The following is a 23,310-nucleotide window of genomic DNA, read 5'->3' as shown; positions in this document are numbered from 1 at the left end:
GGCACCTGGCAGGTCGGCGGTCACAGACGAGTCCGAACCGTAGGAGGACACCATGCCCGACACGTCTTCGTCCCATTCTCTGCCCGGCACCGGCTCCCCGCCGGAAACGTCCGAGGCGGCCGAGCCCATCCTCTTCGATCTCCCCCCGGAGAATCACGCCCAGCTCGTCCCCGTGGAGGACCACTCCCAGCTCGCCGTCCCGGTGACGCCACCGGCGGCCTCGGCCAACGACGTGGAACTCGTCACCGGCGGAGTGCCGTCCCTGATCCTGATCCGCGTCGAGCGCGAGCGGCAGGAGGATCACGAGTCGCCGCAGGACACGGGCGGCGGGGCCCCCGACGACCGCGCCGAGCAGTCCACGGTCCCCCTGTCGAAGCTGCCTGAGGAGCGCATGGCGGCCGCCGCGAGCTGGCAGGAGATCCGCGACCTCATCCGTGCCCAGGAGGAGGGCGGCCCCGACGTATTCCTGGAGCCGGGCGGCCAGTTCGTGGTCACCGGATCCGACGGTTCCGCTCAGCCGCTCTCCAAGCTCCCCCAGGAACGCATGGCCGCCGTCAACGAGGGGCCGACCGAGGCCGACGTGAACCTCCTGCGCCGGCTCGACCCCGGCAACGTCGAACGGTGGGAGCCGGTCTTCACCGGCGAGGTGGCCGGCTGGAAGTTCCAGATGACGCCGAAGTACCCAGGGCAGCGGCCCTTCGTGTTCTTCGCGTTCCGCTCCCCGGAGGACGGCAACGCCTTCCGCATCGCCCCCATCTACCCGGACATGGACGACAAGTTCGGCCACCGCCCGCACATGATCAAGGTCAGGGTCGGGAGCCGGAAGCTTCCCATCATCTGCGGGCCCGGCGGCCGGGCCGCGGCCACCCTGGCCGAGGTGCGCACGCACGCCGCCAAGTGGATGGCGTACACCTCGCTCCGCATGGCGGGCAAGAACCCGAAGTTCAGCAAATGAGCCGGAGGAAGCCGGAAGCGACGCCCGGCGTTCTCCCCCGCGTCGCCGCGATTCCCGTACGGTTCAGCGACGGAGTCGTCACGGCCATCCGCGAGCGGCTGTGCGCGGTGCCGCCCGAACGCGGCGGTGCCCTGCTCGCGGTCGGCTCGCTGATCCACCTGCTCGTCGAGGACACCAGCGGCCGGTACAGCGGGGCGAGCTGGGACATCTCCGCCGAGCTGTCCACCACCGTCGGTCTGCTGGAGACCGCCCGGCACGGCCGACTCATCGGGACCGTGCACACCCATCCGTACGCCGCCCCGGACCCCTCGGGCACCGACGTGCGCAGTACGGGACGGATGCTGGACATCAACCCCCATCTCCACGAGCTGACCATCGCGGTGGTGACGCGCGGCCCGCTGCGCCCCGCCGACCTGGATCTGGGATCGGGGTACCGCATGTCGCTGCACACCTTGCGGCGCGGGAAGGACGGTGACCACGTTCTGCGCCGGGTCGAGGGCAGGACGGTGCCGCTCACGGCCGACCTGCGGACCACGGACGTCGACCTGCCCTCCGCGACCGCCGTCCGCGACTGGGTCGGCAAGAGGGCGAGAGCCCGCGAACGCGACGACCTGCCGCAGATCATCAACGTCAATCACCGGCCCAGGCTCGTGCTCCCCGTACCCTCCGACCACACCGCGGCGCTGCTGGTGGACGGCGAATACCCGCTGGTGGGACCGCTCGCGGTGCGGTGGGAGCGGGACGCGGGCGGGCGCCCGGCGATGGCCGCGCTGCCCTCTCCGTGGGATCCCGGTAGCGCGGCCGCGGGGCAGCTCGCCGCGCTCGCTCGTACCGCCGCCGGCCGCCGCACCGGCGAGGCCGTCGAGCGGGTCTGGCCGCTGTTGGGGGACCTGACCGAACGCCGCGTCGTCGTCGCCGGCCTGGGATCCGTGGGAAGCAGAATCGCCGAGGATCTCGTCCGCTGCGGGGTCGGCACGCTCACGGTGATCGACCCCGAGTGCGTGGAAGGCCCCAACCTGGCCCGAAGCGTCTACACGTCGGCGGACCTCGGCGTGGCCAAGCCGACCGCGATGGCCCGTCGGCTACGGGCGATAGACCCTGCCGTACGGGTGGAGGAGCACGTCGCGGCCCTCGGCGACCTGGATCTGGCCGGGCTGCTGTCCGGCGCGGATCTCGTCGTGGGGGCGACCGACGACATGGCCGAGCAGGCGCGACTGTCACACCACGCCTATGCCGCCGGGATCCCGATGGTCTCGTGCGCGCTCTACCGCAGGGCCGCCGCGGGAGAGGTCGTGATCAGCGTCCCCGCGACGGAGACCGCCTGCTGGAACTGCGCCGTCGGGGCCAGGTCGACCGCCACGGACTACCGTCCGGCGCGCGACTACGGGCTGAACGGCAGGCTCGTCGGTGAGGCCGCGCTCGGTCCGGCCATCAACATCGTCTCCAGCTGCGCCGCCGCCGTCGCCGTCGGCCTGCTGGCCGGTCCGAGCACCCCGGCCGGAGAGCATTTGGTCGGCCTGCTCCGCGACCGAAGGACGTTGGGGATCGTCTCCACCAGCCCGCGCTGGGAGTTCTTCCCCCAGGTCATCGCCCCCGAACCGCACCAACACGCACCCCAGAGCATCTGGGCGGTGATCCGCCGCGACCCCCGGTGCCCGATCTGCGGAGACCCGGAACACCGGGTGCCGCCGAGCACCGATGCGCGCGGCGACGAACTGGCCTCCATCATCGCCGGCCTCAAGCAGGCCGCGCAGGATTCGACGCAGGACGGCGCCGAGCGAACGGAGTGACATGTACGAGGAACTCGACCTGGACGCGCTGATCGCCACTGTCAGTGCCGCGTACGCCCAGGAGCTGGCCAAGCTGGGACGGTTCAACTCGATCGTCTTCGGGGACTCCGGGGCGGGCAAGACCACCCTGGTCAATGCGATCTTCGGGATGGATCTGGCGGAGACGGGAATCGGCAGGCCCGTCACGAAGCACGTCCAGCGGTACCGGCGCCACGACGACGACATCATCACGATCTACGACAACCGGGGCTTCGAGGTCGGCCACGACGGCCTCGACGAGATGATCGCGGAGATGAACAGGGTCGTCACCGAATCCCGGATCGGCCCGCGCGAGGCGCGCATCCACGCGGCCTGGTTCGTGGTCAACTCCCAAACCAGCCGGTTCCTGGAGAGTCACGAAGCGATGGTGCGGGCGATGCACGCGCTCGATCTGCCCGTCATCATGGTGCTCACCCACGTCGCCCGGCTCGGTGACGACGTGGACGAGGGCGCGCTCCGTCTCGCCCGGCACATCGAGAGCCTTGATCTGCCGCTCTCCGCGGGCGGGCGGGTCTTCCTGGTGAACTCGGTGCCGATGCGGCAGATCGGCGGGCCGACGATCCCCGAGCACGGGCTCCGTGAGCTGTTGCGGGCCACGCTCGCCATCGCGCCGGAGGCGGCCAGGGCGCTCAAGGCGGGCCAGCGCCTGGACTTCTCGCCCCAGCGCAGAGACGCCAAAAAGGTGATCAAGAACTTCCGCTACATCACGGCCGGCGCGGGGGCGACCGCCGCCGTCCCGGTGCCGCTCACCGATGTCGGCGGGGTCACCGCCGCGATCGCCGTGATGATCGCCAAGATCAGCCTCTGCTACGGCCTGCCCATCGACAGGAAGCAGGTCGTGACGATCGCCGCCATGGCGGCGGTCGGCGTCGGCGCCGGACAGAAGGGGGCCAAGGTCGCCGGCCAGAAGGCCGTCACGAACGCCGCGGGGCGGCTCGCCGGGCGGGCGGTCGCCCAGGAAGGCGCGGAACAGGTCGCCAAGGAGGCCGGGAAACAGGTGGCCAAACGGCAGGGCGTGAAACAGCTCGGCAAGTTCGTCCCGGTGATGAATCTGGTCATCGGCGCCGTGAACGCGGGTACGGCGCTCACCCTGGCGATCGCGGTCGGCCACGCCTGGATGCACGTCTGTGAGTTCCTGCTCCGGCGCCCGGCCCTGCTGGCCCAGTTGGACACCCCCTTCGCCCTGCGACTCTTCCAGCACTACTTCAAGCGCCGGGGGAGCACTGCGCCCGGCGAAGGACCCCAGCCCGCCGACCCGACGCTGGACCGGTGATCCGCGATGAGCGCGACGAGCCGGATGGGGAGCGGAACGCCGACCTTCGAGGACACCCTCGCCGACACCGACGAGCTGATCGGCCGGCTGCGCGGCTGGCGGCTGGCGGCCGAGGCATGGGCCGCGGTGAACGCGGAGCTCGAGTCCCTGGGAGACGCGCTCGCCGCCCGCGACGTCCATGGCGCGCGGCTCTCGCTGAGCCGGATCGAACTGGCCGGGCCGGTGCTGGGAGCACCTCCGATCAGCCCGACCGCCTCGGTCCGCGATTCCGCCGATCCGGTGGCGATGCCCCGGGTGGTCAACGAGACCGTCGAACGGGTGGGAGCGGCGATCACCCGTTCGCGGGCGAAGGGCCGTACGCGTGACGATGCGTGAGCAGGCGCTCCTCGTCCACGCGTTCTGCGGCGTGGGCGAGCCGACAGGCCGGTGGAGGCGATCTGCCGAGCGCCTGTGGGCCGCCTTCGCCGCGTTGGGCGAGACGCGTGGCCTGGTGGCGGGCACCTCGGCCGACGTCCCGTCGGATCTTCGTCCGGGCGACGAGTTCACGGTCCTGGCGACGTGCGGGGTCGATCGCCCCGGGGTCTATCAGGCCGTCCTCTATCAAGAACATGACGTCGTCGGTTTCATGGCGGTCCTTTCGCCCGAAGCGGCCCGCGAATGGCGCGAACTCGACGAAGAATGGCCACGCGACGCGACCGGCGATCTGGGAACCGTCCGGATCTTCCTCGGAGTGTCGGACCGGCCGCTCGACGAACCGGTCGGCGGACGGCTCGCACGCGAAGACGCGCCTGTGGGCACCCCTTTCCGTCGCGAGGACGGCATCGTGCTCTGGGAACTGCCGGAGGGTCGGATCCCCGGGCGGCCGCCCGTACGGCGTCTTGCCATGCTGACCGACGATGCCCACGAACGGGACATGTACGCCTGGGCGTGGACGACCGGAGAGCGTGTCACGTTGCAGCCCCTTGCCCGGTACCTCCTGTCCGCCGCCAAAATACGACACGCGACGTGGGTCCGTAACAGGTCGCTGTGGTTCCGGGAGGCGGGCCGGCGGGTGGACGCCGCCACCGACCGGCTGGTCGGCATGCTCGATCGTTCCGAACACACCGCTTCGGGCCTGGCGGAGTTGACCGAAGGCCAGGCGGAGCTCGCCGGCGCGGTGAACAGCACCGCCGGGCTGGTCGCCGCGCTGCGCGACCTGCGCAAGATGCGGATCAGCGCGAAGATCGCGGCCGATCAGATGAACGCCACCGTGACCGCCGGTGCCCCATCGCGGGACACGTTCCTCGATCGCGATCAGCGAATCCATTGCATTCTGGATCAACAACTCGGCGCGGACATCGGATACCTGGAGGCCACCCTCGAGAGCGCGGTGCAGGTCGGCCAGGCCGCCCGCGCGGTGATCACCGAGCGGCTCGCCGAACACTCGCGCCGGCTGACCGTCCTGCAGACCTCACTTCTAGGGACCCTGCTCATGGCGCTCGCCGTCGTCCAGGCTCTGCAGTACAAGGTGCCGCTACCGCGCCGGCTGCACGCCCCGCTCATCGCCGTTCTGGCGGGTCTGGCCTTCGCGCTGCCGCTGGTCGCGGAGCGTCTCGGACACACCAATCGGCTGGGTGGCTTCGAGCGGATCGCCGGCACGCTGGCCGGCGGCACGCTCGGTTGGCTCGGCTGGTCGGCGATCTCGCTACGCGGTGGCGCCCCTCCGTCTTTCGCTCAGTCGCTGGCGGCGTCGGTCCTGGCCGCGGGGGCCGGTCTGCTCGTGATCGAGCTGGCCGCGTACGTCTTCAGGACGCGCGGCGGCAGGCGGACCGCTGTGGAAGGGCGGCGTAATGACGACGAGCCGGATCGCTGTGGAAGGGCGGCGTAATGACGACGAGCCGGATCGCTCGCGTACTGCGGAAGCGGGCCACGGACGCGCTGCACCATGACCGTCTCGCCGCCGCCCTGACCACCGGGCGGCTGGCGGTCCTGGCGGCCGAAAGATCCGGAGACCTCCGTGAGCTGGACGCGGCGTTGTTCGTCGTCGCCGTCGCGCACTCCATGCTCGGTGACGCCACGGGCGAAGCCACCTGCGCGGAGCGCCGGATCGTACTGGCCCAGCGGCTCGGCGACCGGATGCTGCTCGCGTCGGCGCTGGCTCAGCGGGGCGAGGCGCGGGTCATCGCCGGCCGATACGTCGAGGGCGCGGAGGACGGCAGGCGCGCCCTGGCGCTGCTCGGTGAGCGGGAACCGCCTGCTCCATTGACGCGATGGGCCGTCATGAGCAACCTCGGCGAGGCGCTGCTGCGCGCGGGGCTGCACGACGAGGCGCTGACGGTGCTGGATCAGGCGTACGGTCTCGCCGTCGACGGCCGACAGGACGAGCCCGCCGCGCTCACCGCCTCCCAGCTCGGCAGGGTCAGCTTGGGCCTCGGGCAGCCCGAACGAGCCGTGGAATGGGCACAGACCGCCCAAGAGCATCTCGGACGGCTCCCTGATCCGCCCCGGAACGAGACGGCGGAGATCCAGGGCAACCTCGCCCTGGCGCTCAGCGCGATCGGACGGCACGACGAGGCCGCGACCGCTGTCGACCAGGCCCTGCGAGGCGCGGAACACCTGCCGATCCTGCATCGGCAAGGCCTCCTCAACGCCGCCGAGGTCGCACGCCGGGCCGGTCGTCACGAAACGGCCATCGACTTCACCGACCGCTGGCTCGCCCGCGCCGCAGCCGGCGACCTCGCAGGACGCGCCCAGGTCCTCAACCTGCGCGCACTGGTGCGGATGCGGCAAGGCCGGCTCGAGATGGCCGCCGAGCATCTGGACGAGAGCCTGCGGCTCAAGCGCGCGACGGGTGATGGCCGCGGCGTCGCCGTCGCGCTGATGAACCTGGTCCGCGTACACCTCGACGCGGGGCGGCCTGAACAGGCCGCCGCCTACCTCCCCGAATGTGAAGCGCTCTGGGAGACTCTGCGGACCCGTGCCCCGGACGAACCTGGAATGGCCGGGCTGCACGACCAGATCGCCTACCCGCTCTCGCACGCCGTCCAGGAACTGCGGCTGGCGGCAGGCGACCCGTTCGGCGCTCTGGAGAGTGCTGAACGCGTACGCTCCGGCCCGCTGACCGCTCTCGCACGCGCCGCCCACCTCCGAGCGGAAGAGCTCCCCACGGATCCACCGGGACACCGGCGAATCGAGGAACTGGCTCGGCGTCTCAACGCGTGCCTGCTCTTCTACCAGCCGCACTTCACGTTCACGGACAGCGCGTTCGGCGTCAATCCTCTCTCCACGCTGGAACACCTGCGCGAACTCCACATGTGGGCGATCGCGTCCGACGGGCGGCGCTCGCACCAGAGCGTCACCGGCGCCGCCCTTCGGGACGTGCTGAGCACCGGCCCCACCGTTCCCGACAGCCGCGACATCCCCGACCTCGGCCCCCTGCTGCTACGCCCCTTCGAAGGACTCCTCCGACCGGACCAGACCGTCATCGTCCTGCCGAACTGGCTCCTGTGGAGCATGCCCTTCGCCGCGTTCACCCTCGCGGACGGAGCCCAGCTCATCGACCGCCACCCCGTGGCGTACGCTCCATCCGCCTCGCTCCTTGAGATCCTGGCGAGCGAGCCCGCCTCCCGTCCCCCCGCCACACCACTGATCATCGGTGCCCCCACAGGAGCCCGGCTCCCGCGCCCGGACGGGGGGTACGACGAAGCGTCCCCGCTCAGCGCCTCGGCCACGTCCTCCATCGCGGCCCTCTACGGGGCGGAACCGGTCCTGGGCGCGGCGTGCACGGTGCCCGAGATCCGTAACCGGCTTCACGACGCGGATCCGATCCACGTCTTCGCCCACGCGTCCCTCGACGCCCGCCCGCGACTGGACCGGCCGCCGGGCGCGATCGCGCTCACCCCGACGGGAGACGACGACGGCCAGCTCACCTCGGACATGATCGCGGCCGAACCCGTCCGCGCCCGCCTCGTCGTCCTGGCGGCCTGCCATTCCGGCCTCGGAATGATCACGACCGAAGGCGTGCGCGGCCTCGTCCGCGCGTTCTTCATCTCAGGCGCCGCGTCGGTCGTCGCGACGCTCCGAGATGTTCCCCCGGCGCCGGCCGCCCGCATCACGACCTGGCTCCACGAAGAAAGACGCGTCACCGAATCGCCGGCCGCCGCCCTCAGAACCGCCCTCCTGAAAGGACGCGCCCACTATCCCGACCCGGCGATATGGGCCTCTTTCGTCCTCCACGGCCTGCCCTGACGTTTGATATTTGTCCACGTGGCCTCTAGCCGCATTTGCCCTACACGCCTTCTCTGACTAGAAAGTCGTTCCCGTTTCCTCGCACGAATGTAGGGCACATTAAGTGATGGCGCCGTCACGGTGAGTCACCGTGAGGAGTGGGAAGCGGACCTCATCATCTGCGGGAGCCATGACAACTCCCGTGCAGTGCCAGCCCGTTCGCAGGTGAATCGCGGCGCGCTATGACGGCCCCGTAAACAACACCTACACAGAGGCGGTGCAGTCCTCATGGCACAGGAAGCCAGGATCGACGTCGAGCTGACGTGGAATCAGGCCGAGGAGAAGTCCTCGGCCGAGAAGGTGGCGGAGTTCGCCAAGAATCTGCCTCCGGGGCCGTGGTTCGGCGCCCCGACGGGCGTGGCGCGCGCCGGCGACCGGCGCCCGGAGCACACCTGGCCGCTGCGGTCCGCCCGACCGTACCGGCGGGAGGTGGCCGTCGGCGAGGCCGCGGTCTATCTCGCCGACGGCCACGACGAGCTGGAGCGTCCGTTCATCTTCGCGGACGGTTTCAACTACGGTCCCAGTGACCTGCCGGGGCTGTTCGCCCACTTCAACGCGCCCTACCCGGGCAGTGAGGTCGGCTTCCTCGACCAGCTGCTCGCTGCGGGCATCGATGTCATCCTGGTGGGCTTCGAGCAGCGGCACACCTACATCCAGGCCAACGCCGGCGTGGTGATCAGTGCCATCAACGAGGCCATCCAGCGGCGGCGCGGCGACGCGCAGCTGATCGTCGGCGGGGTCAGCATGGGCGGCATCATCACCCGCTACGCCCTCGCCGAGATGGAAAAGCAGAACCAGGACCACCAGACCGCGACCTACCTGTCCTGGGACTCCCCGCACAACGGCGCCTGGATCCCGCTGGTCCTCCAGCAGATGGCCTACTTCTTTGAATCGCTGCCGACCGCACCCGGCAAGGTCAAGAAGGCCGAGTTGATCAGGAGCCCCGCCGCGCAGCAACTGCTGTACGCATGGATTCCGGACGCGAAGTACGAAGGCCCCGTCGCCACCTCCAGCGAACTGCGCACGCAGTTCCTGAGTGAACTGCGCGAGCTCGGCCAGTTCCCGGAGCGACCGCACAAGCTGGGCGTGGCCAACGGCGCCGGCATCGGCATCGGCCGCGACCTGCCGCCCGGCGTGGAGGTGTTCAAATACCAGATACCGCTGGTCGTCTACGCCCAGGCGAACTTCCAGCCCGACGGCGGCGAGCGCAAGCCGATCGGTGAGATGCGGGCCGCCGGCCAGGTGCGCCGGGGCTTCACCTCGTACGTCCCCGGCCTCGACGGCGTGCCCGGCGGCACCCTCGACTCCTTCGGCCAGATCGCCGAGGAACTCGGGGCCGACATCCCGGAGACGTACAAGTTCAGCTGCTTCGTCCCCTCCGTGAGCGCGGTCGCGCTGGACTACGACCCGGCCGAGTGGGACGTCGATCCGTACGAGAATGTCGAGGCGGACGGTGTGAAAAGCGCGCTCGATGAGTTCAAGTGCGACAGCGAGAACACCATGCACAGTCAGGTGACCATGCCACTGGTCGACTGGGTCATGGAGCGAATCGTCCACTGACGCCAACCGCTTGGAACGTGCGGCCACTTCGGCGGCGGGCTACCGACCGGGATGGCCGCACTGCCCCTCCTCCAGTTTCGACTACTAATCGTAAAGGGTTGGTTTCCTGCCATCCTGGCCCGCGCCCGGCGGAGCACCGAAGCGTATTGACATGGACACGTCAGTACGCGAGGCGGAGGACACGCCGCCCCTTCCGTGTGATCGAACGAAGGTTCGACTACGCTCCCGGCATGCCCGTGTTGCTGGACGACCCGATCGACATCGAGACGACGCCGGACGGCCGACCGGCCGCCATCACGTGGCGGGGGGACCGGTACGCCGTCCGCGTCCTTCGGACGTGGGAGGGTCGAGTCCACCGGATCTCCACCACCCTGCAGGGCCGCCCGGCGATCGGGGAGATCGAACAGGACGGCGCCTGCGGGACGCTACGGCGCTGGTGGACGTCCTAGCCATCGGCGACCACCGTCGCGGCCGCCACGTCACGTCACGTGGGAAGCACCGCGAGGCATCGCTGGTGCGCTGACCACATACGTTCGACCGACCAGGAGAGCCAGCGGCTGTGGCGAGTAGCCGTGGGAGTGGCAGAATCCTGGGCCGTCACGGCGAGGAGGGCGCTCATGGTAGCGACGTTGAGGATCGAGGCGTTCGTTCCCGCCAGTGTGCCGATCACCACCCCGGTCACCAAGTTCGGGGGGCAGCCGGTGTGGCTTTCCGAGCCGCAGTGGCCGGTCAACGACGCGTGGGAGGAGCCGATGCGGTTCGTCTGCCAGATCGAGCTCGGGCCGGTGCTCGGCGACGCGGGGCGAGGCAAGCTGGCGTACGTCTTCGTGACCCACGCGGAGTATGGCGACGAGGTGTTCTTCGACCCCGACATCGCTTTTCCCGACGAGGGTGCGAACGCGGTCATCGTGCAGCCGGGCGGTATCTACGGCGGTTCAACGCTTCCGCTGGCCACCGGACCCAGCCTGTACCACGTCGAGGACGGGTCCGACGCCGAATACACCGTCCGGCTCGAGCCGGACAAGGATCCCGACTTCCGTCCTCAGCACGACCGCGCGAGGCCGCCGGCCGACGATCACGATCACTACTGGGAGCAGATCAGCAGCGACAAGATCGGTGGGACGCCCGCGTTCTTTCAAGGCGATGACTGGCCTGACGGCGGCCCCTGGAAGCTGATGTTGCAGCTGAGTCCGAACTTCCAGCCATTTCACCTCAATCTCGGTGCTGCGCCTACGGCGTTCGTGTTCGTCTCGCCGGACGCCAAGCAGGGACGGTTGCTCGTACAAGACTCCTGACCGTGATCTGTCGGCGTCCCAGGTGACCATGACCGACGCCGGCCGTTGGGCTTGGAAAACTATGCATCGAGCCCTTCCTGGCCAGGTCACCCTGTGTGGAACTCAACGGTTCCGAGATCTTGAGGAACTACGGATCGATCAGTTGAAAACGTTCAGTGCTTTTCGTAGCGCAGGAGCGGCGGGCCGGAGTTCGGTAGTCATTGACAGACCCCTATGAGTTTGTTATTGGCAGTGGCCCATTTCGTCATGTCGCGGTTGTAATCACTGGCATCCGGGTTGCCGCTGGCATGCTCTCGGTCCACGTCATCGGCTACTGCGTGACTGGCGTCAGCGAGATCCTGGATCGTCGATCTGACGTTAGGGTCGGTAGCCTTCTGCGCCGCCGAATCCATGTCATCGCCCAACTGTCGGTAGCCCGGAGCGACATTAAGATCAGTCCTGGCCCTGACCGCCTGGTTGTGATGCTCCCAGGCGGTCCTGACTTCTGCGCATCCGGCGCGCGTCCCCGACGTATTGATGTGGTGGATAACTTTGGGTACGAAAATGATCCCGAGAATAACAAGCGCGATGACGCCCAAGATGCTTCGGAGGGGATCGGGATTTTTCCTCGGGGGCGCCTTTTTCGGCGCCGGGCTCGGCCGGGCTGAGGACTTGCTGTCGTCGGAGTTGGTCCGGGAGGCGGTGGGCGGAGCCTTCGTCGCGGTGGATGTGGTGAGTCGCTTGGTCGCGAGCTTGGTGGTGGACTCGCCGGCTTGGGGGGTGTCGAGGAGACGGCGGGCCTCGGCGATGTCGGGGCGCGCGCGGGGATCCTTGTCCAGCAGTCGTGTGATGAGTGTGGTGAGCGGCCCGGCGTGGGCGGGGGGCGGGGGGTCGCGCAGGAGGACGGCGGTGATGGTCGCGGTGGGGGTGTCACGGCGGAACGCGGAGGCGCCCTCCACGGCGTGGAAGAGCGTGGCGCCGAGGGAGAACAGGTCGCTGGCGGGGCCGGCGGCCTTGCCGTCGAGGCGTTCGGGCGCGATGTACTCCACCGAGCCCACAATGGTGCCGGAGGCGGTCAGGCCGGTGTCGGCGTGGTGCTCGGCGATGCCGAAGTCGGTGAGCAGCACACGGCCGTCGTCGGCGAGCAGGACGTTGGCGGGCTTGACGTCGCGGTGAGTGATCCCGGCGTCGTGGGCGGCGGCCAAGGCGTCCAGCAACGCGGCGGCGATGCGCGCGGTGTCGCCGGCGGGCAGCCGCCCCCGCTTGGCGATGCGCTGTTCCAATGAGTGGCCGCGCACCAGGTCCATGACGATCCAGGGCGCGTCGTCGACGGTAAGGGCGTCGTGCACGGCGACGATGTTGGGGTGGCCGCGCAGCTTCGCGGCGTTGCGGGCCTCGCGTTTGGCGCGGGCCAGCCGCTCCCCGTGGTCGGCGGCCGACGTGGCCGGCGGCAGCCACACCTCCTTGACGGCGACATCGACGCGCAACTCCTCGTCGCGCGCCTGCCACACCCGGCCGAACCCCCCAGCGCCTATCTCCCGGACCAGCCGGTACCGGCCGCCCAGAAGATAATCAGCATCCACCGTCCGCACCCCTTTGTCAGAAGAACACCCGTGTTCGCGTAACCGGATCCTTTCAGGAAGCGGCTTTTCCGGGAAGTAGCTTTGGAGATCACGGAACCCCGCCCGGTGGGCGGGGTCATCGGCTTCACCCGCTGAGCGCTGCCATCACCCCTCCACCCCGGTGACCTGGCGTTTCGCTGCGGGATCACTGCGGAGGCTGGGGCCATCTCGAGGTGCTGTCAGCCCCGGCGCCTGGCTGACCACCACCAACCGCAAGGCCATCGACCGGATCCGCCGCGAGAAACCAGACCACGGCGACCAAGCGGCGACCGAGTCCGTGTGACACCCAAAAACTGCCCGGAAGAATCGACCGGAGCTGTCGGATCAGGGCCGCGTCGTTCGTAGCAAGGGTGAGAGGCCGCCCACCAGGGGCGCTGCCACGACCACAGGAGATGCGACCGATGCCGCACCCACAGGCCAAGGTCCACCGCATGTTCGAGCTCGTCGAGCCGATCGCCACCGTCACCTTCTCCAAGGTGCCGAACGAGGCGTTCCTGGCCCTCGGCATGCGCAACTACTGGGACGGATACTTCGCGGGCCGGGCCGCGCCACTGGGGCTGGCACCGGCCGAGGTGGTGCACGCGGTCTTCTACAACTTCGCCGACGGCGAGGTGGCGCGCCACATCCCGTGGGTCTGGGGGAAGATCACCCCGGAGGAGGCGATCGCCGTGCGCGAGCGGGGCAGCGCCGCCGCACTGGGGCAGATGATCGGGGGGCTCGCCGACTCCCCAGGTCTGGTGCGGGTCGCCGACCTCGCCACCCGAGCAGCGGTCAGCGCGCCGATCGAGGGCCGAGCGCTGTACGCCGGGCTCCGGGCGCTCGACGTGCCCGAGGAGCCGGTGGCCAGGCTCTGGCACGCGGCGACGCTGCTGCGGGAGCATCGAGGGGACGGCCACAACGCCGCCCTCCTCGCCCACGGCATCGGCGGCACCGAGGCCCACGTCCTCCTTGCTCTCTCCCTCGGAATGAGGGCGGAGGAGTTCGGCCGGATCCACCATCTGCCCAAGGCACAGCTGGCCGCCGTCGTCGACGGGCTGCGCGGCCGCGGCCTCGTGGACGCCGCCGGCGGGTTCACCGACGCCGGCCGGGAGACCAAGGAGCGGATCGAGGCCCTCACCGACGAGCTGGCGGCGCCGGCGTACGACGTGCTCAGGGCGGACGAGCTCGACGAGCTGGTCGCCGGGCTCGAGCCGATCGCCGCCGCGGTAGAGGCCGTCGACGACTGAGCGGGCGCATGCGGGCGACGGCCACGACCCCCGGCTCGGCCACCGAGATGAGCAGGTCGTTGCGCGGGTCACCCGCACGGCGCAGCCGACGGCGCCGCCGCGGTCAAGGACGATGGGCCCATCGAAGCGGTAGCGACCAGCGTCGTAGCTCTCAGGACTCAACGTCCAGGACCCAAGAGCGCTCACCTGCCAGGAGTCTGCCGGATGGCAACTCCAAGAACTGATTAAGGACCAGGAACGTGAGTAAGACCGTGCTGTACATGTCGATGTCGGTGGACGGGTTCATCGCCGGGCCGAACGCGGCGCCGGGCAACGGGCTCGGCGACAAAGGGCATCGGCTGCATGAGTGGTTTCTGCCGGACGCCGACGCCGATCACAGGAGAGACCTCGATCACTTGGCGGGTGTGAACCGTGAGGTCATGGACGAGGTCATGGCCACCGGGGCGGTCGTCGTCGGCCGGCGGACGTTCGAGCTCGCCAACGGCTGGGGCGGCGACCACCACGATGGCGTGCCGATCTTCGTCCTGAGCCGCCATCAGCCCGATCCCGAGCTGCAATGGCCCAGGGTCACCTATGTGAGCGACGTAACGGCCGCGATGAACATGGCCAAGGACGTGGCCGGCGACAAGGACGTACTGGTCCACGGAGCCCGCACCGCCCGGCTGGCACTCGCCGCAGGCGTCCTCGACGAGTTGCAGATTCACCTGGTCCCGGTCCTGATCGGACAGGGCGAACCGCTCTTTGAGGACATGCCACCCGACCACCTCGAACTCGAACTGCTCCGTGCCGCGGACGGACCGGGCGTGACGCATCTGCGCTACCGCGTGCGGACGGGAGGCTGAGGCGATGACACTCATCCGGCTGTACATGACCATGTCCCTGGACGGCTACGTCACCGGGCCGCAGGACAGCCCGGACACGCCGATGGGCATCGGTGGGTTCCGCCTTTTCAACTGGCTCGACCGGCGCAACGACCCGGGACCAAGCGGACAGGTCTACGCCGAGGCGCTGGCCACCCGCGCCGTCATCTCTGGCCGCCGCACCTACGAACACGCCGACCGCTGGCAGGGCGACCACCACGACGGCGTCCCCGTCTTCGTACTGACCCACAACGTCCCGGACGACCCGCCACCGGGCAGCGTCCGCTACCTCACCGATGTCCGCGAGTGCGCCGCACAGGCCCGCGCCGCGGCCGGAGACGGCGACGTGATGGTGCACGGCGCCGGGGCGGCGCAGGCGCTGCTGCGGGCAGGGCAGCTCGACGAACTGGAACTACACGTCGTACCGGTCCTGCTCAAACAGGGACGCCGGCTGTTCGACGGCCTGCCGGCCGAGCACATCGAACTCGACCCGATCCGCCGGTTGACCACTCCGCAGGTCGAGGAACTCACGCAACACGTCACACATCTGCGCTACCGCATCCGCCGCCCGTGACCCGCGAAGTCCCTCCCGATCAGAGCGCGGCCCGCCGCCGGCGGTCCACCGGGCGCGGAGCGCCGAACCCGCGTACCGATGTATCGGCGATAGCCGTAGTCCTTGACCACCCCCGCGTGCGCGGGAAGCACAGCAGGCGGCCGCCCGCAGAACTTCCTTCTTTTTCCACAGAACTCTCTTCGAGAAGGTGGGCGCCACGCGCCTTTCGGTGAGTGGGTGGCGTCCCACGAGTAGTTCCGGCCGCTGCTCCCGTTCTTACCGGTCCTCCCCAGAAGTGATCGGGGCGGGTGTCGACAGGCGGCGGTGTCAGTGCAGGGCGCTGCCGGCGAGCCATCGGTTCCAGGAGACCGTCCAGTACTTCCAGTCGTCGGCGTACGGCTCATCGGCGAACGGGCGCGTCGTCCCGGTCACGTCCACGATGTCGCCGCGCTGAGAGATGTCGTAGAAATATCCGGCGCCTTCGGGGCTCGTGCGGACGCAGCCGTGGCTCTCGTTCTGCTTGCCGAGGTAGTAGTACGCACCGACGCTTTGGTGTACGTACTCCCCGCCCACGGTGATGCGCACCGCAAGGTTGACTTTCTCCTGGTAGTCGTCACAGCCGGGCTGGCCGTGGCAGGTCGCTGTCATGGTCACGACCGGGGTCTTCTCCTTCGTGAGGTGGATCCCGTTGGTCGTGATGGTGGATTGCAGGTTGCCCTTTCCGGCGCTGATCGGGAATTTGCGGACCGTGCCGTCGTGGTTCACCGTCATGTAGTGGGTCTTCGCGTTCGCCACGGTGACGTTGGAGTCGCCGATGCTGAAGGACCGGGAGACGTCACGGACTCCGTAGGTGTCGCGGGCGGCCCGCACACCGGTCAGGTGCGCCGTGAAGGAGATCTTCTGGTGGGCATGCCAGTACTTCCTGGTCCGGTACACGACTCGCCGGTCCGTGCTCCAGCTCCAGGCGCCTTCGTCGCCCTTATTGCTCTTGACCTCCAGCGCTTTTTCGACATTCGCCCGGTTGGCGACGGGGCCGGTGAAGTCGACGATGATGGGCATTCCGACGCCGACCTTCTCCCCGGGCATCGGTGTTACGTCCGCGATCCCGACGGTCTGCTTCGCCTTGGCCGTACGGAACGCGCTGGTGACCGTGGTGACCTTGCCCCTTTGGTTCTTTGCCGTGGCGGTGACCTTGTAGGACGCACCGGGCTTGAGGGTCCATGTGGTCTTCCAGGCTGTGCGGTCAGCGTTGAAGGCACCGGCAACGCCGGTGACCGTCTCCAGCGTGCCGCCGGACACGGTGACCGTGACGCCCTGGTCCGGGCGGACGTCGTTGCCCGCGGCGCTGATCCGCACCGTCGCGTCCGGCCCGGCGATCCCGTCCCGGCCGTTGGTGTCGGCCGCGTTGGCCGAACAACCCGCCGCGGCGGCCAGGGTCACCGTCGCAACCAGATAGGTGAGTTTCATTCGAGGGGACTCCAGGATGTGCTACGAACTCAAGTAGAAGGTCAGGGGCGTTCAGGGCCAGGCAGTCTGAACCGGCCGCCGGCAAGAGCCCGGACTCCGGCTCGCCGGGCGCGGGCGGTCGTCCCGTACCCGGCGAGCGCCGGCTCAGGGGGCGGTGTCGGTCCATGTGGCCGTGAGGAGCGCGCGGTAGTTCAGGACCGTGCCCGGGCGCGCCGACTCCACCGACAGATCGGATGAGAGATCGGACGCCGCCCGCCCGGTCGCCGGTCGGACCAGCACCGTCTCCTCTGCGAGAAGGGCGCCCGTCGCGGAATCGACGACGATGCGCTCCTCCGTCGACGGTTGGTCGTTCGGAGCACCGTCGCCGAGGGCGACGGCCACGCCCGGGCGCCCGAGCGGGTCCGTCGTGCGGCCCACGCTCCGGATGCCGGGAAGCTCGGCCAGCATCCGGTACGCCGCGGCGCGTACCTTTGCTGAGGCCGGGTCGGACAGGAGGACCTCCCAAGCGCTGGAGAAAAGCCACTCGGTGGGGGAGTTGTGCCCTTCGGAGTCGTTCTTCCTCTTCATGAAGTACGTACGGAGCTGGGCAGGATCATCCGGTAGCCGCCGTACGTCCTGGACGGAGCCGGCGGTGAAGGTCAACTGGACAGGTAGCCGTTCGGTCTTCCACCGCGAGGCGCCACTCGTCCAAGGGGTGTACGGCGCGGGGAACGTCCATCGCGTGGGTGATCCGGCCCTCCGCCATGCGGCCCGGTCGGCCTCGCCCTGGGGACGCGCGCCGAGCTCGCGGGTGACCTGCCAGGACGGCCGCCGCCCGATCCCGACCCACTGCTTCAGCAGCATCCGGCGCTCGATGACGTAGCGGTCGGACGGCCGTCCGACGACCACGGCAGTGCCCTGTTGTTCGCTGGTCAGCCAGTAGCCGCCGCTCGTCACAGGCGCCTTCGCGGTCGAACTCGCGGCGCTGAGGAGGATCTCCCGGGCGGAGAGCTGGACGGGCCGGGACGAGCGGGGCGAGACCGGAGCGTCCGAGCCGCCGGTGACAGTGGCCGCGACCGCCACGGCGGCGGCCGTACCGGCGGCGGCGAAGCCGACCGCGAACCACCGGCGGCCTGGCCGGGACGTACGGCGGCGAGGTCCGGTGAGGTCCTTCTCCAGGCGGCGCAGCGCCTGTTCGGTGGTCCGGGGCGACGGGGGAGGCGGCTCGCGAAGCAGCCCGCGGACCAGGTCCATCTCGTTCATGACGACGACTCCTCGTTGATCAGTGTGGGGTCGACCCCGCCCAGCGCCTCCCGCAGTTTTCTTCGAGCCCGGTTCAGCCGTGACGCCACGGTGCCGTACTTCAGGCCGAGCGCCTGTGCCACCTGCTCGTAAGTGAGGTCGGCGAGCGCCACGAGCAGGAGCACATCCCGGTCGCCGGCGGACAGCCCGGCCAGCGCCTCCGCGAGTTCGGCCCCCACACGACCCGCGGTCACCCGCGCGGTGACCCGCTCGTCGTGGCCGTACGTCACATCGTCCGCGGGTGTCCTGGCGAGCGCCCGGTAGAACCGCTTCTCCGCCCGCCGATGCAGGCCGATCAGGTTCGTCGCGATGCCGTACAGCCACGGCCCTACGGCGCCGCGTTCGGGATCGAACCGTTCGCGCCGGCGGAACGCCGCGAGGAACGTCTCGGCGGCGATGTCGTCCGCGGCGTCCGGACCGAGCCGGCGGGTCACGTAGCGATGGATCTCGGCGAAGTGCCGATGGAAGATCTCGGCGAACAGCTCAGGCTCATGCCACGACTCTGCGATCACCGCCGCGTCGCCGAGCGAGGCCGCCGCGGGATCCGGTGCGTGGCTCACGTCCATGTGAGGTCCTCTGATGGGGGATGTGTCGCCTTGTTCTCAACCGAACGCCGGGCGACCCTTCACGCCATCGGGACGTGTGGTCGTCGTGGCGCAGGTGGTCCCGCGGCACCCGCTCCGGCCGTCTGCCCGTGCCAGGGGCGGTCAGGAGGAGCCGACGACGATGAGGCCGGACTCGTAGGCGGCGATGACGGCCTGGACACGGTCGCGCAGGCCCAGTTTGCTGAGCACGTTGCTGACGTGGGTCTTGACCGTGTGCTCGCTGAGGACCATGGCGGTGGCGATCTCCGCACGGACGTGACCGGCATCAGCCGAACCCTCAGCGACCAGATGAGTGGTAGGGCGCCTGGGACTCGAACCCAGAACCTATGGATTAAAAGTCCACAGCTCTGGAGGAATTCCCTACTCGACGCACTATCGCGTCCTATTTCACAGTACCACTACGTGCCATTTGATCCGCGTTCGCCATTCGCTTTGCGGTGCACCGGTCGGATTCTGTATCGGGTGCTGCCGGGCGGTACCGCGACATACGAGCACCCGCGGAGCACCCAAACCGGCCGTTGGGCGTGGATGACCATGCACCGAACCTCCTGCTAAGCAGACCAGGGCCTCCGCCCACCCCGAGGCGCTCGATCATGTCTGTCCTCGGGTCCCCTCCTTCGCGCGCGCTCCGGGGGCGCGACCCGAACGTAGGTCGTCACGGGTCGCGCCCGTGTGCGGCCAACGGCGGCTTTGAGGTTCTTCTGCCTGCGTAGCCGGGAAGAATCCGATGAGTGGTTCCCGTTTCGCTCGTCGCGGGGCCGGAGGTCAGCCGGCACGGAGGTGAGCTGCCATGGCGGGTGCCCGCAAGGCGCGGTCCGCGGGGAATCTACCCGTTGAATTGACGAGTTTCGTCGACCGGAGGGGCGAGGCGGCTGCGGTCAAGCGGTTGCTTCGGCGCCATCGGCTGGTGACCTTGACCGGTGGGCCGGGCGTGGGGAAGACCCGGTTGGCGTTGAGGGTGGCCCAGCAGATGACTGACGCCTTTCTCGATGGCGTATGGCTGGTGGAATTGGGCGCGCTGGATGATGCCCGGTTCCTGGGGCAGGCGGTCGCTGATGCGGTGGGGATGCCGGGCGAATTGGAGCCTGCCACGGCGGACGGGCTGACGCTGTTCCTGGCGGACAAGGACTTGTTGCTGGTGCTGGACGGTTGCGAGCATCTGGTGGACGCTTGCGCACGGTTGGTAACCGGCCTGGTGTCGGCTGCGCCGGGCCTGCGGGTCTTGGCGACCGGCCGGCAATCGTTGGGGATCACCGGAGAATGGCTGATGGAAGTGGCACCGTTGCCGGTGCCTCCAGCGCGATCGTCGCCGGCCCGCAACGACGCGGTGCGATTGTTCGGCCAGCGAGCGGCGATCGCACGGCCGGGGTTCACCCTCACCAAGACCAATAGTGCGGCGGTGACTGAGGTATGCCGGCGGCTGGAGGGCGTCCCGCTGGCGATCGAGTTGGCCGCGGTACGGGTGCGAGCGATGCCGGTCGAGGGAATCTTGGCCCGGCTGACGGAACACCCGTTGAAGACGTTGGGTGCGGGTGCGCAGGCGGCCATGCCGCGGCTGCAAACGATGTGGGCGGCGATCGATTGGAGCTTCCGCCTGTGCTCGCCGCCAGAGCAGCGGCTGTGGATGCGGGCGTCGGTTTTCAACGGCGGGTTCGAACTCGACGATGCCGAGCATGTCTGTTCCGATGCCGGGATCGACGCCGCTCAGGTGGTGGAACTCGTCGCTGATTTGGTGGACAAGTCCGTGCTGACCTGCACGGTGATCGGGGGAAGGGCCCGCTACCGGATGCTGGAGCCGATCCGGGAGTACGGGAAGGAGCTCTTGGCCGGTTCCGGCGAGATCACGCTCGTGCGGATGCGTCATCGGGATCACTTTGCCGAAGTCGCCCGCCGGGCGGAGCAGCAGTTCCTGACCCCGGAAGAGCTGGAGGGGTTCGGTCGGCTCGCACGCGAGCACGCCAATCTGCGCGCGGCATTGGAGTTCTGCATGACCGAGCCCGGACAGGCATGGGCTGGGCTGGAGATGGCCGGCAACCTTCAGACGTATTTCACCATGTCGGTCCGCCATCATGAGGGACGTTACTGGCTCGATCGTGCCCTGTCGTTGAACCCTGATCCCAGCCTGGCACGGGTCAGGGCCCTGCAAGCCGACGCATGGCTGGCTCTCCTGCTGGCCGAATGGCAGACGGCGCGGTCGTTGATCGACGAGTCCCTCGTCTTGGCCGAACGCTTGGATGACGTTTCCGCCCGGACCCGTGGCAGCCTGTTTCGCGGCATCCTCGCGCTCGGCTGCGGCGACGTGCACCATGCGGTCACGCTTCTGGAGGACGTCCTGCCACGATTGTGGGCGCTCGATGACCGCGTGGGCGCGTGGAACACGCTGCGTTACCTGATGGACGGTACCGCTCTGCTCGGCGACGCCGACCGTCGCCGTGTCTTCGGCGAGCGGTGCCTGGAGATGGCTGACAGAGCCGGCGCACCGGTGACCCGCGCACACGCCCTGGGACTTCACGGCGTCGCCCAGTGGCTCACCGGCGACCACGAGCGCGGCATCCGTCTGATCCGGGAAAGGCTCGCAGCGACCGTGCCGCCCATCGACCGGTGGGGCATCGCGCACTGCCTGGAAGTCCTTGCCTGGAACGCCGCGGCCGAGAACAACCCAGAACGCGCCGCACGGCTGCTCGGCTGCGCCCATGCGATCTGGCGGTTCACCGCCGAGCCCCCGACCAAACGGCACCTGGCAGTCCACCACGAGATCTGCAGCCGGCAGACCCGAGCAGCCCTGGGAGAGCAGACGTTCGGTGAACTCTTCGACGAGGGCACCAGGCTTCCCATCGACCAGGCCATCGCATACGCGCTCACCCGCGAGTCGCGAACACCGGACGTCCATGAGAAGCCGAAATCTTGACCGCAGACACCCTCGCCGCCTCCGTCCTGCGGCTCGTCGACCCCGAGTAACCGAGGGAGAAGTCCGCGCCGACCCGGGCATCCGTCACGAAGTACCAGCGTTTCGGCTGGTCCCGGTGCTTCTGGGCGTGCAGCCCGGCGCCGACGGTCACGGCCTCGCCGGTGAGCGGGCTGGCGAACTCCAGCCACACGTACCCGTACGCGCTGTCCTGCCCCCGGTAGAGCAAGTTGGACTTCATCGTGCGGTCCTCGGACGCGAACGGATTCAACCGCTTGGGGTCGATACGGCCGTCCAGCACGAACGGGAACAGCACTTGGAGGGCCTTGGTCTTGCCGGAGCCGTTGGCGCCGCGCAGGATCCGGCCACCGGCGAAGGAGAACTCCTCGTCCCGGTAGTCCCACAGGTTGATGATCCCCGCTCGGGTGGGTACGAAGCGGACCCGGTCGCCGGTGTCAGGGGACGAGGATGAGGCGGATCGGATCGCCGATCTTGTTCTCCAACCGGTGGACGGCCTCGGCGGCGTCGGCCAGCCGGAGGTGGTCGGTGATGGACGGGGCCAGGTCGAGGCGGCCGGCTGCGGTCAGCCGCACGAGTTCGGTGACGGACTCGGGGAAGCCGCCGTAGTGGCCGCGAACCTGCTTGCACAGGTAGTTGAAGGTCAGGCCTTCGGTGATGGTGAGCGGCTTGGGCGTGATTCCGACCAGGATCAGGGAGCCGCCCAGGCCGAGTGTGGAGGCGGCCTGCTCTCGGACCGCCGGGATGCCCGGCGCAGTCGAAGGCGTAATCCAGACCTCGCCCGGCGGTGGCCGCGCGAACCTGGTCGGCGAAGTCAGGGGCGGCCGGGTCCAGAGCGAGGTCGGCGCCGAAGACCAGGGCGCGCTCCCGCGCGCTGGGCAGCGGGTCGACGGCGATGATCGGCGCGGCGCCGACGAGGCGGGCTAGGCGTACGTTGTGCGCGCCTACTCCGCCCACGCCCCACACGCCGACGGACTGGGCGGGACGGACGCCTGCGGTGGCGACGATGGCGGCGTAGGGGGTGGAGACCGCGTCGGGAATGATCGCGGCCTGGTCGAACGGGAGGCTGTCGGGGATGGGAACGAGGGTGTCCTCGCGGGCGAGGGTGTACTGGGCCCAGCCGCCGTCGTAGTCGATGCCGGCGGTGAGCATCCGGGTGCAGGGGCGGCGGCGCACGCAGTCGGCGCACTGGCCGCAGGTCTTGCCGGCCTCCAGTGTGACGCGGGTGCCGACGGACAGGCCGCGCTTGAGGTCGGGGCCGAGCGCGTGGATCACGCCGGAGACCTCGTGGCCGACGGTGACCGTGTCGGAGGTGGCGAACAGCGGGACGAGGGTGCCGTCGATCAGGTGTACGTCCGACAGGCAGACGCCTGCGGCCTTGACCTCGATGAGGACCTCGCCGGGGCCGGGCACGGGGATGGGGACCTCTTCCACGGCGAACTTCTTGGTGTCGAGATGGAAGCGTCCGGCGAGCATGGTGTCCATGTGACGTGCTTTCTGTGCGTGATGATCTTCGATGGTTCGCCGACGGAGGAGGACAGGTCATCCCCCGCCGGCGTGCTGGAGGGGCGGGGACGCGGACGCTGGTGATGTGCGCCGCGGGTCTCGGCGTGTGC

General features: G+C 69.3%; 19 protein-coding genes, 1 tRNA gene and 2 pseudogenes. 13 read left to right on the top strand and 9 right to left on the bottom strand.

From position 1 onward, the window contains the following. Positions 1-52: 52 nt before the first annotated feature. The 9 genes from ACYVF7_RS56175 to ACYVF7_RS56135 all read left to right on the top strand — a co-directional run bounded on the left by ACYVF7_RS56175 (position 53) and on the right by ACYVF7_RS56135 (position 11,178). On the top strand, positions 53-955 hold the full coding sequence (locus tag ACYVF7_RS56175) for a hypothetical protein (protein ID WP_460356349.1): 903 nt from the start codon (positions 53-55) through the stop codon (positions 953-955). Further along, positions 952-2,745: a ThiF family adenylyltransferase gene (locus tag ACYVF7_RS56170; RefSeq protein WP_460356346.1), complete on the top strand. Its 1,794-nt coding sequence runs from the start codon at positions 952-954 to the stop codon at positions 2,743-2,745. The genes ACYVF7_RS56175 and ACYVF7_RS56170 overlap by 4 nt, the downstream gene beginning before the upstream one ends. A gap of 1 nt (position 2,746) precedes the next feature. Next, positions 2,747-4,057: a DUF697 domain-containing protein gene (locus ACYVF7_RS56165; protein ID WP_460356345.1), complete on the top strand. Its 1,311-nt coding sequence runs from the start codon at positions 2,747-2,749 to the stop codon at positions 4,055-4,057. A 6-nt stretch (positions 4,058-4,063) separates the two neighbouring features. Continuing rightward, positions 4,064-4,432: a hypothetical protein gene (locus tag ACYVF7_RS56160; RefSeq protein ID WP_460356342.1), complete on the top strand. Its 369-nt coding sequence runs from the start codon at positions 4,064-4,066 to the stop codon at positions 4,430-4,432. Beyond that, complete coding sequence (locus ACYVF7_RS56155; protein ID WP_460358600.1) at positions 4,425-5,924, top strand: CATRA conflict system CASPASE/TPR repeat-associated protein; 1,500 nt, start codon at positions 4,425-4,427, stop codon at positions 5,922-5,924. Before ACYVF7_RS56160 ends, ACYVF7_RS56155 begins: the two co-directional genes overlap by 8 nt. Next, entirely contained in the window at positions 5,924-8,284 is a 2,361-nt protein-coding gene (locus tag ACYVF7_RS56150) for a CHAT domain-containing protein (RefSeq protein WP_460356340.1), read from the top strand. Before ACYVF7_RS56155 ends, ACYVF7_RS56150 begins: the two co-directional genes overlap by 1 nt. Before the next feature lie 267 nt (positions 8,285-8,551). Then, positions 8,552-9,883: a lipase family protein gene (locus tag ACYVF7_RS56145; protein WP_460356338.1), complete on the top strand. Its 1,332-nt coding sequence runs from the start codon at positions 8,552-8,554 to the stop codon at positions 9,881-9,883. Between the two features lie 230 nt (positions 9,884-10,113). Beyond that, the gene (locus ACYVF7_RS56140) at positions 10,114-10,332 is read left to right on the top strand and encodes a hypothetical protein (protein ID WP_460356336.1); all 219 of its coding nucleotides are present in this window, start codon (positions 10,114-10,116) and stop codon (positions 10,330-10,332) included. A gap of 168 nt (positions 10,333-10,500) precedes the next feature. Beyond that, positions 10,501-11,178, top strand: a complete 678-nt coding sequence (locus tag ACYVF7_RS56135; protein WP_460356333.1) for a DUF1963 domain-containing protein — start codon at positions 10,501-10,503, stop codon at positions 11,176-11,178. 197 nt (positions 11,179-11,375) lie between these two features. Here the strand turns inward: ACYVF7_RS56135 and ACYVF7_RS56130 are convergent, their stop codons facing one another. Further along, positions 11,376-12,749 carry a serine/threonine-protein kinase gene (locus ACYVF7_RS56130; RefSeq protein WP_460356330.1) on the bottom strand — a complete coding sequence of 458 codons (1,374 nt, stop codon included), beginning with the start codon at positions 12,747-12,749 and terminating at the stop codon, positions 11,376-11,378. 431 nt (positions 12,750-13,180) lie between these two features. Between ACYVF7_RS56130 and ACYVF7_RS56125 the strand changes: the two genes are divergently transcribed. The 3 genes from ACYVF7_RS56125 (at position 13,181) to ACYVF7_RS56115 (ending at position 15,439) form a co-directional block, all read left to right on the top strand. Beyond that, the gene (locus ACYVF7_RS56125; RefSeq protein WP_460356328.1) at positions 13,181-14,005 is read left to right on the top strand and encodes an SCO6745 family protein; all 825 of its coding nucleotides are present in this window, start codon (positions 13,181-13,183) and stop codon (positions 14,003-14,005) included. A gap of 239 nt (positions 14,006-14,244) precedes the next feature. Then, positions 14,245-14,847: a dihydrofolate reductase family protein gene (locus ACYVF7_RS56120; protein WP_460356326.1), complete on the top strand. Its 603-nt coding sequence runs from the start codon at positions 14,245-14,247 to the stop codon at positions 14,845-14,847. A 4-nt stretch (positions 14,848-14,851) separates the two neighbouring features. Continuing rightward, positions 14,852-15,439, top strand: coding sequence for a dihydrofolate reductase family protein (locus ACYVF7_RS56115; RefSeq protein ID WP_460356324.1), 588 nt, complete (start codon positions 14,852-14,854; stop codon positions 15,437-15,439). A 306-nt stretch (positions 15,440-15,745) separates the two neighbouring features. Here the strand turns inward: ACYVF7_RS56115 and ACYVF7_RS56110 are convergent, their stop codons facing one another. From ACYVF7_RS56110 to ACYVF7_RS56090, 5 genes and pseudogenes are all read right to left on the bottom strand, one after another. After that, the gene (locus tag ACYVF7_RS56110) at positions 15,746-16,885 is read right to left on the bottom strand and encodes a L,D-transpeptidase (RefSeq protein WP_460356322.1); all 1,140 of its coding nucleotides are present in this window, start codon (positions 16,883-16,885) and stop codon (positions 15,746-15,748) included. 144 nt (positions 16,886-17,029) lie between these two features. Then, positions 17,030-18,127 (bottom strand): CU044_5270 family protein, encoded by a 1,098-nt coding sequence (locus ACYVF7_RS56105; protein ID WP_460356320.1) that lies wholly within the window; start codon positions 18,125-18,127, stop codon positions 17,030-17,032. Further along, positions 18,124-18,732 carry an RNA polymerase sigma factor gene (locus tag ACYVF7_RS56100; RefSeq protein WP_460356319.1) on the bottom strand — a complete coding sequence of 203 codons (609 nt, stop codon included), beginning with the start codon at positions 18,730-18,732 and terminating at the stop codon, positions 18,124-18,126. The genes ACYVF7_RS56105 and ACYVF7_RS56100 overlap by 4 nt, the downstream gene beginning before the upstream one ends. A 141-nt stretch (positions 18,733-18,873) precedes the next feature. Continuing rightward, positions 18,874-19,032, bottom strand: a pseudogene (locus tag ACYVF7_RS56095) (response regulator transcription factor); the annotation flags it as partial. 32 nt (positions 19,033-19,064) lie between these two features. After that, positions 19,065-19,155, bottom strand: a tRNA-Lys gene (locus ACYVF7_RS56090). A 406-nt stretch (positions 19,156-19,561) separates the two neighbouring features. Between ACYVF7_RS56090 and ACYVF7_RS56085 the strand changes: the two genes are divergently transcribed. Continuing rightward, complete coding sequence (locus tag ACYVF7_RS56085; RefSeq protein WP_460356318.1) at positions 19,562-21,679, top strand: ATP-binding protein; 2,118 nt, start codon at positions 19,562-19,564, stop codon at positions 21,677-21,679. On the opposite strand, the gene ACYVF7_RS56080 is transcribed toward ACYVF7_RS56085, so the two are convergent. The 3 genes and pseudogenes from ACYVF7_RS56080 to ACYVF7_RS56070 all read right to left on the bottom strand — a co-directional run. Beyond that, on the bottom strand, positions 21,630-21,992 hold the full coding sequence (locus ACYVF7_RS56080; RefSeq protein ID WP_460358668.1) for a hypothetical protein: 363 nt from the start codon (positions 21,990-21,992) through the stop codon (positions 21,630-21,632). The genes ACYVF7_RS56085 and ACYVF7_RS56080 overlap by 50 nt on opposite strands. A 139-nt stretch (positions 21,993-22,131) precedes the next feature. Continuing rightward, positions 22,132-22,269, bottom strand: a complete 138-nt coding sequence (locus tag ACYVF7_RS56075) for a hypothetical protein (protein WP_460358667.1) — start codon at positions 22,267-22,269, stop codon at positions 22,132-22,134. 226 nt (positions 22,270-22,495) lie between these two features. Beyond that, positions 22,496-23,170 (bottom strand): annotated as a pseudogene (locus ACYVF7_RS56070) (alcohol dehydrogenase catalytic domain-containing protein); the annotation flags it as partial. Positions 23,171-23,310 lie beyond the last annotated feature (140 nt).

This window comes from Actinoallomurus acanthiterrae (assembly GCF_054775715.1).
Note: the sequence above shows the minus strand (reverse complement) of the source record. Positions and strands in the feature narration are given on the sequence as shown.

What these genes read in the sequence shown, in the direction of transcription:
- ACYVF7_RS56150 (WP_460356340.1), top strand. Translation starts at nt 5,924, where the DNA reads ATGACGACGAGCCGGATCGCTCGCGTACTGCGGAAGCGGGCCACGGAC.
- ACYVF7_RS56145 (WP_460356338.1), top strand. Translation starts at nt 8,552, where the DNA reads ATGGCACAGGAAGCCAGGATCGACGTCGAGCTGACGTGGAATCAGGCC.
- ACYVF7_RS56100 (WP_460356319.1), bottom strand. Translation starts at nt 18,732, where the DNA reads ATGGACGTGAGCCACGCACCGGATCCCGCGGCGGCCTCGCTCGGCGAC.
- ACYVF7_RS56135 (WP_460356333.1), top strand. Translation starts at nt 10,501, where the DNA reads ATGGTAGCGACGTTGAGGATCGAGGCGTTCGTTCCCGCCAGTGTGCCG.
- ACYVF7_RS56165 (WP_460356345.1), top strand. Translation starts at nt 2,747, where the DNA reads ATGTACGAGGAACTCGACCTGGACGCGCTGATCGCCACTGTCAGTGCC.
- ACYVF7_RS56170 (WP_460356346.1), top strand. Translation starts at nt 952, where the DNA reads ATGAGCCGGAGGAAGCCGGAAGCGACGCCCGGCGTTCTCCCCCGCGTC.
- ACYVF7_RS56110 (WP_460356322.1), bottom strand. Translation starts at nt 16,885, where the DNA reads ATGAAACTCACCTATCTGGTTGCGACGGTGACCCTGGCCGCCGCGGCG.
- ACYVF7_RS56155 (WP_460358600.1), top strand. Translation starts at nt 4,425, where the DNA reads ATGCGTGAGCAGGCGCTCCTCGTCCACGCGTTCTGCGGCGTGGGCGAG.
- ACYVF7_RS56115 (WP_460356324.1), top strand. Translation starts at nt 14,852, where the DNA reads ATGACACTCATCCGGCTGTACATGACCATGTCCCTGGACGGCTACGTC.
- ACYVF7_RS56160 (WP_460356342.1), top strand. Translation starts at nt 4,064, where the DNA reads ATGAGCGCGACGAGCCGGATGGGGAGCGGAACGCCGACCTTCGAGGAC.
- ACYVF7_RS56105 (WP_460356320.1), bottom strand. Translation starts at nt 18,127, where the DNA reads ATGAACGAGATGGACCTGGTCCGCGGGCTGCTTCGCGAGCCGCCTCCC.
- ACYVF7_RS56140 (WP_460356336.1), top strand. Translation starts at nt 10,114, where the DNA reads ATGCCCGTGTTGCTGGACGACCCGATCGACATCGAGACGACGCCGGAC.
- ACYVF7_RS56125 (WP_460356328.1), top strand. Translation starts at nt 13,181, where the DNA reads ATGCCGCACCCACAGGCCAAGGTCCACCGCATGTTCGAGCTCGTCGAG.
- ACYVF7_RS56085 (WP_460356318.1), top strand. Translation starts at nt 19,562, where the DNA reads ATGGCGGGTGCCCGCAAGGCGCGGTCCGCGGGGAATCTACCCGTTGAA.
- ACYVF7_RS56175 (WP_460356349.1), top strand. Translation starts at nt 53, where the DNA reads ATGCCCGACACGTCTTCGTCCCATTCTCTGCCCGGCACCGGCTCCCCG.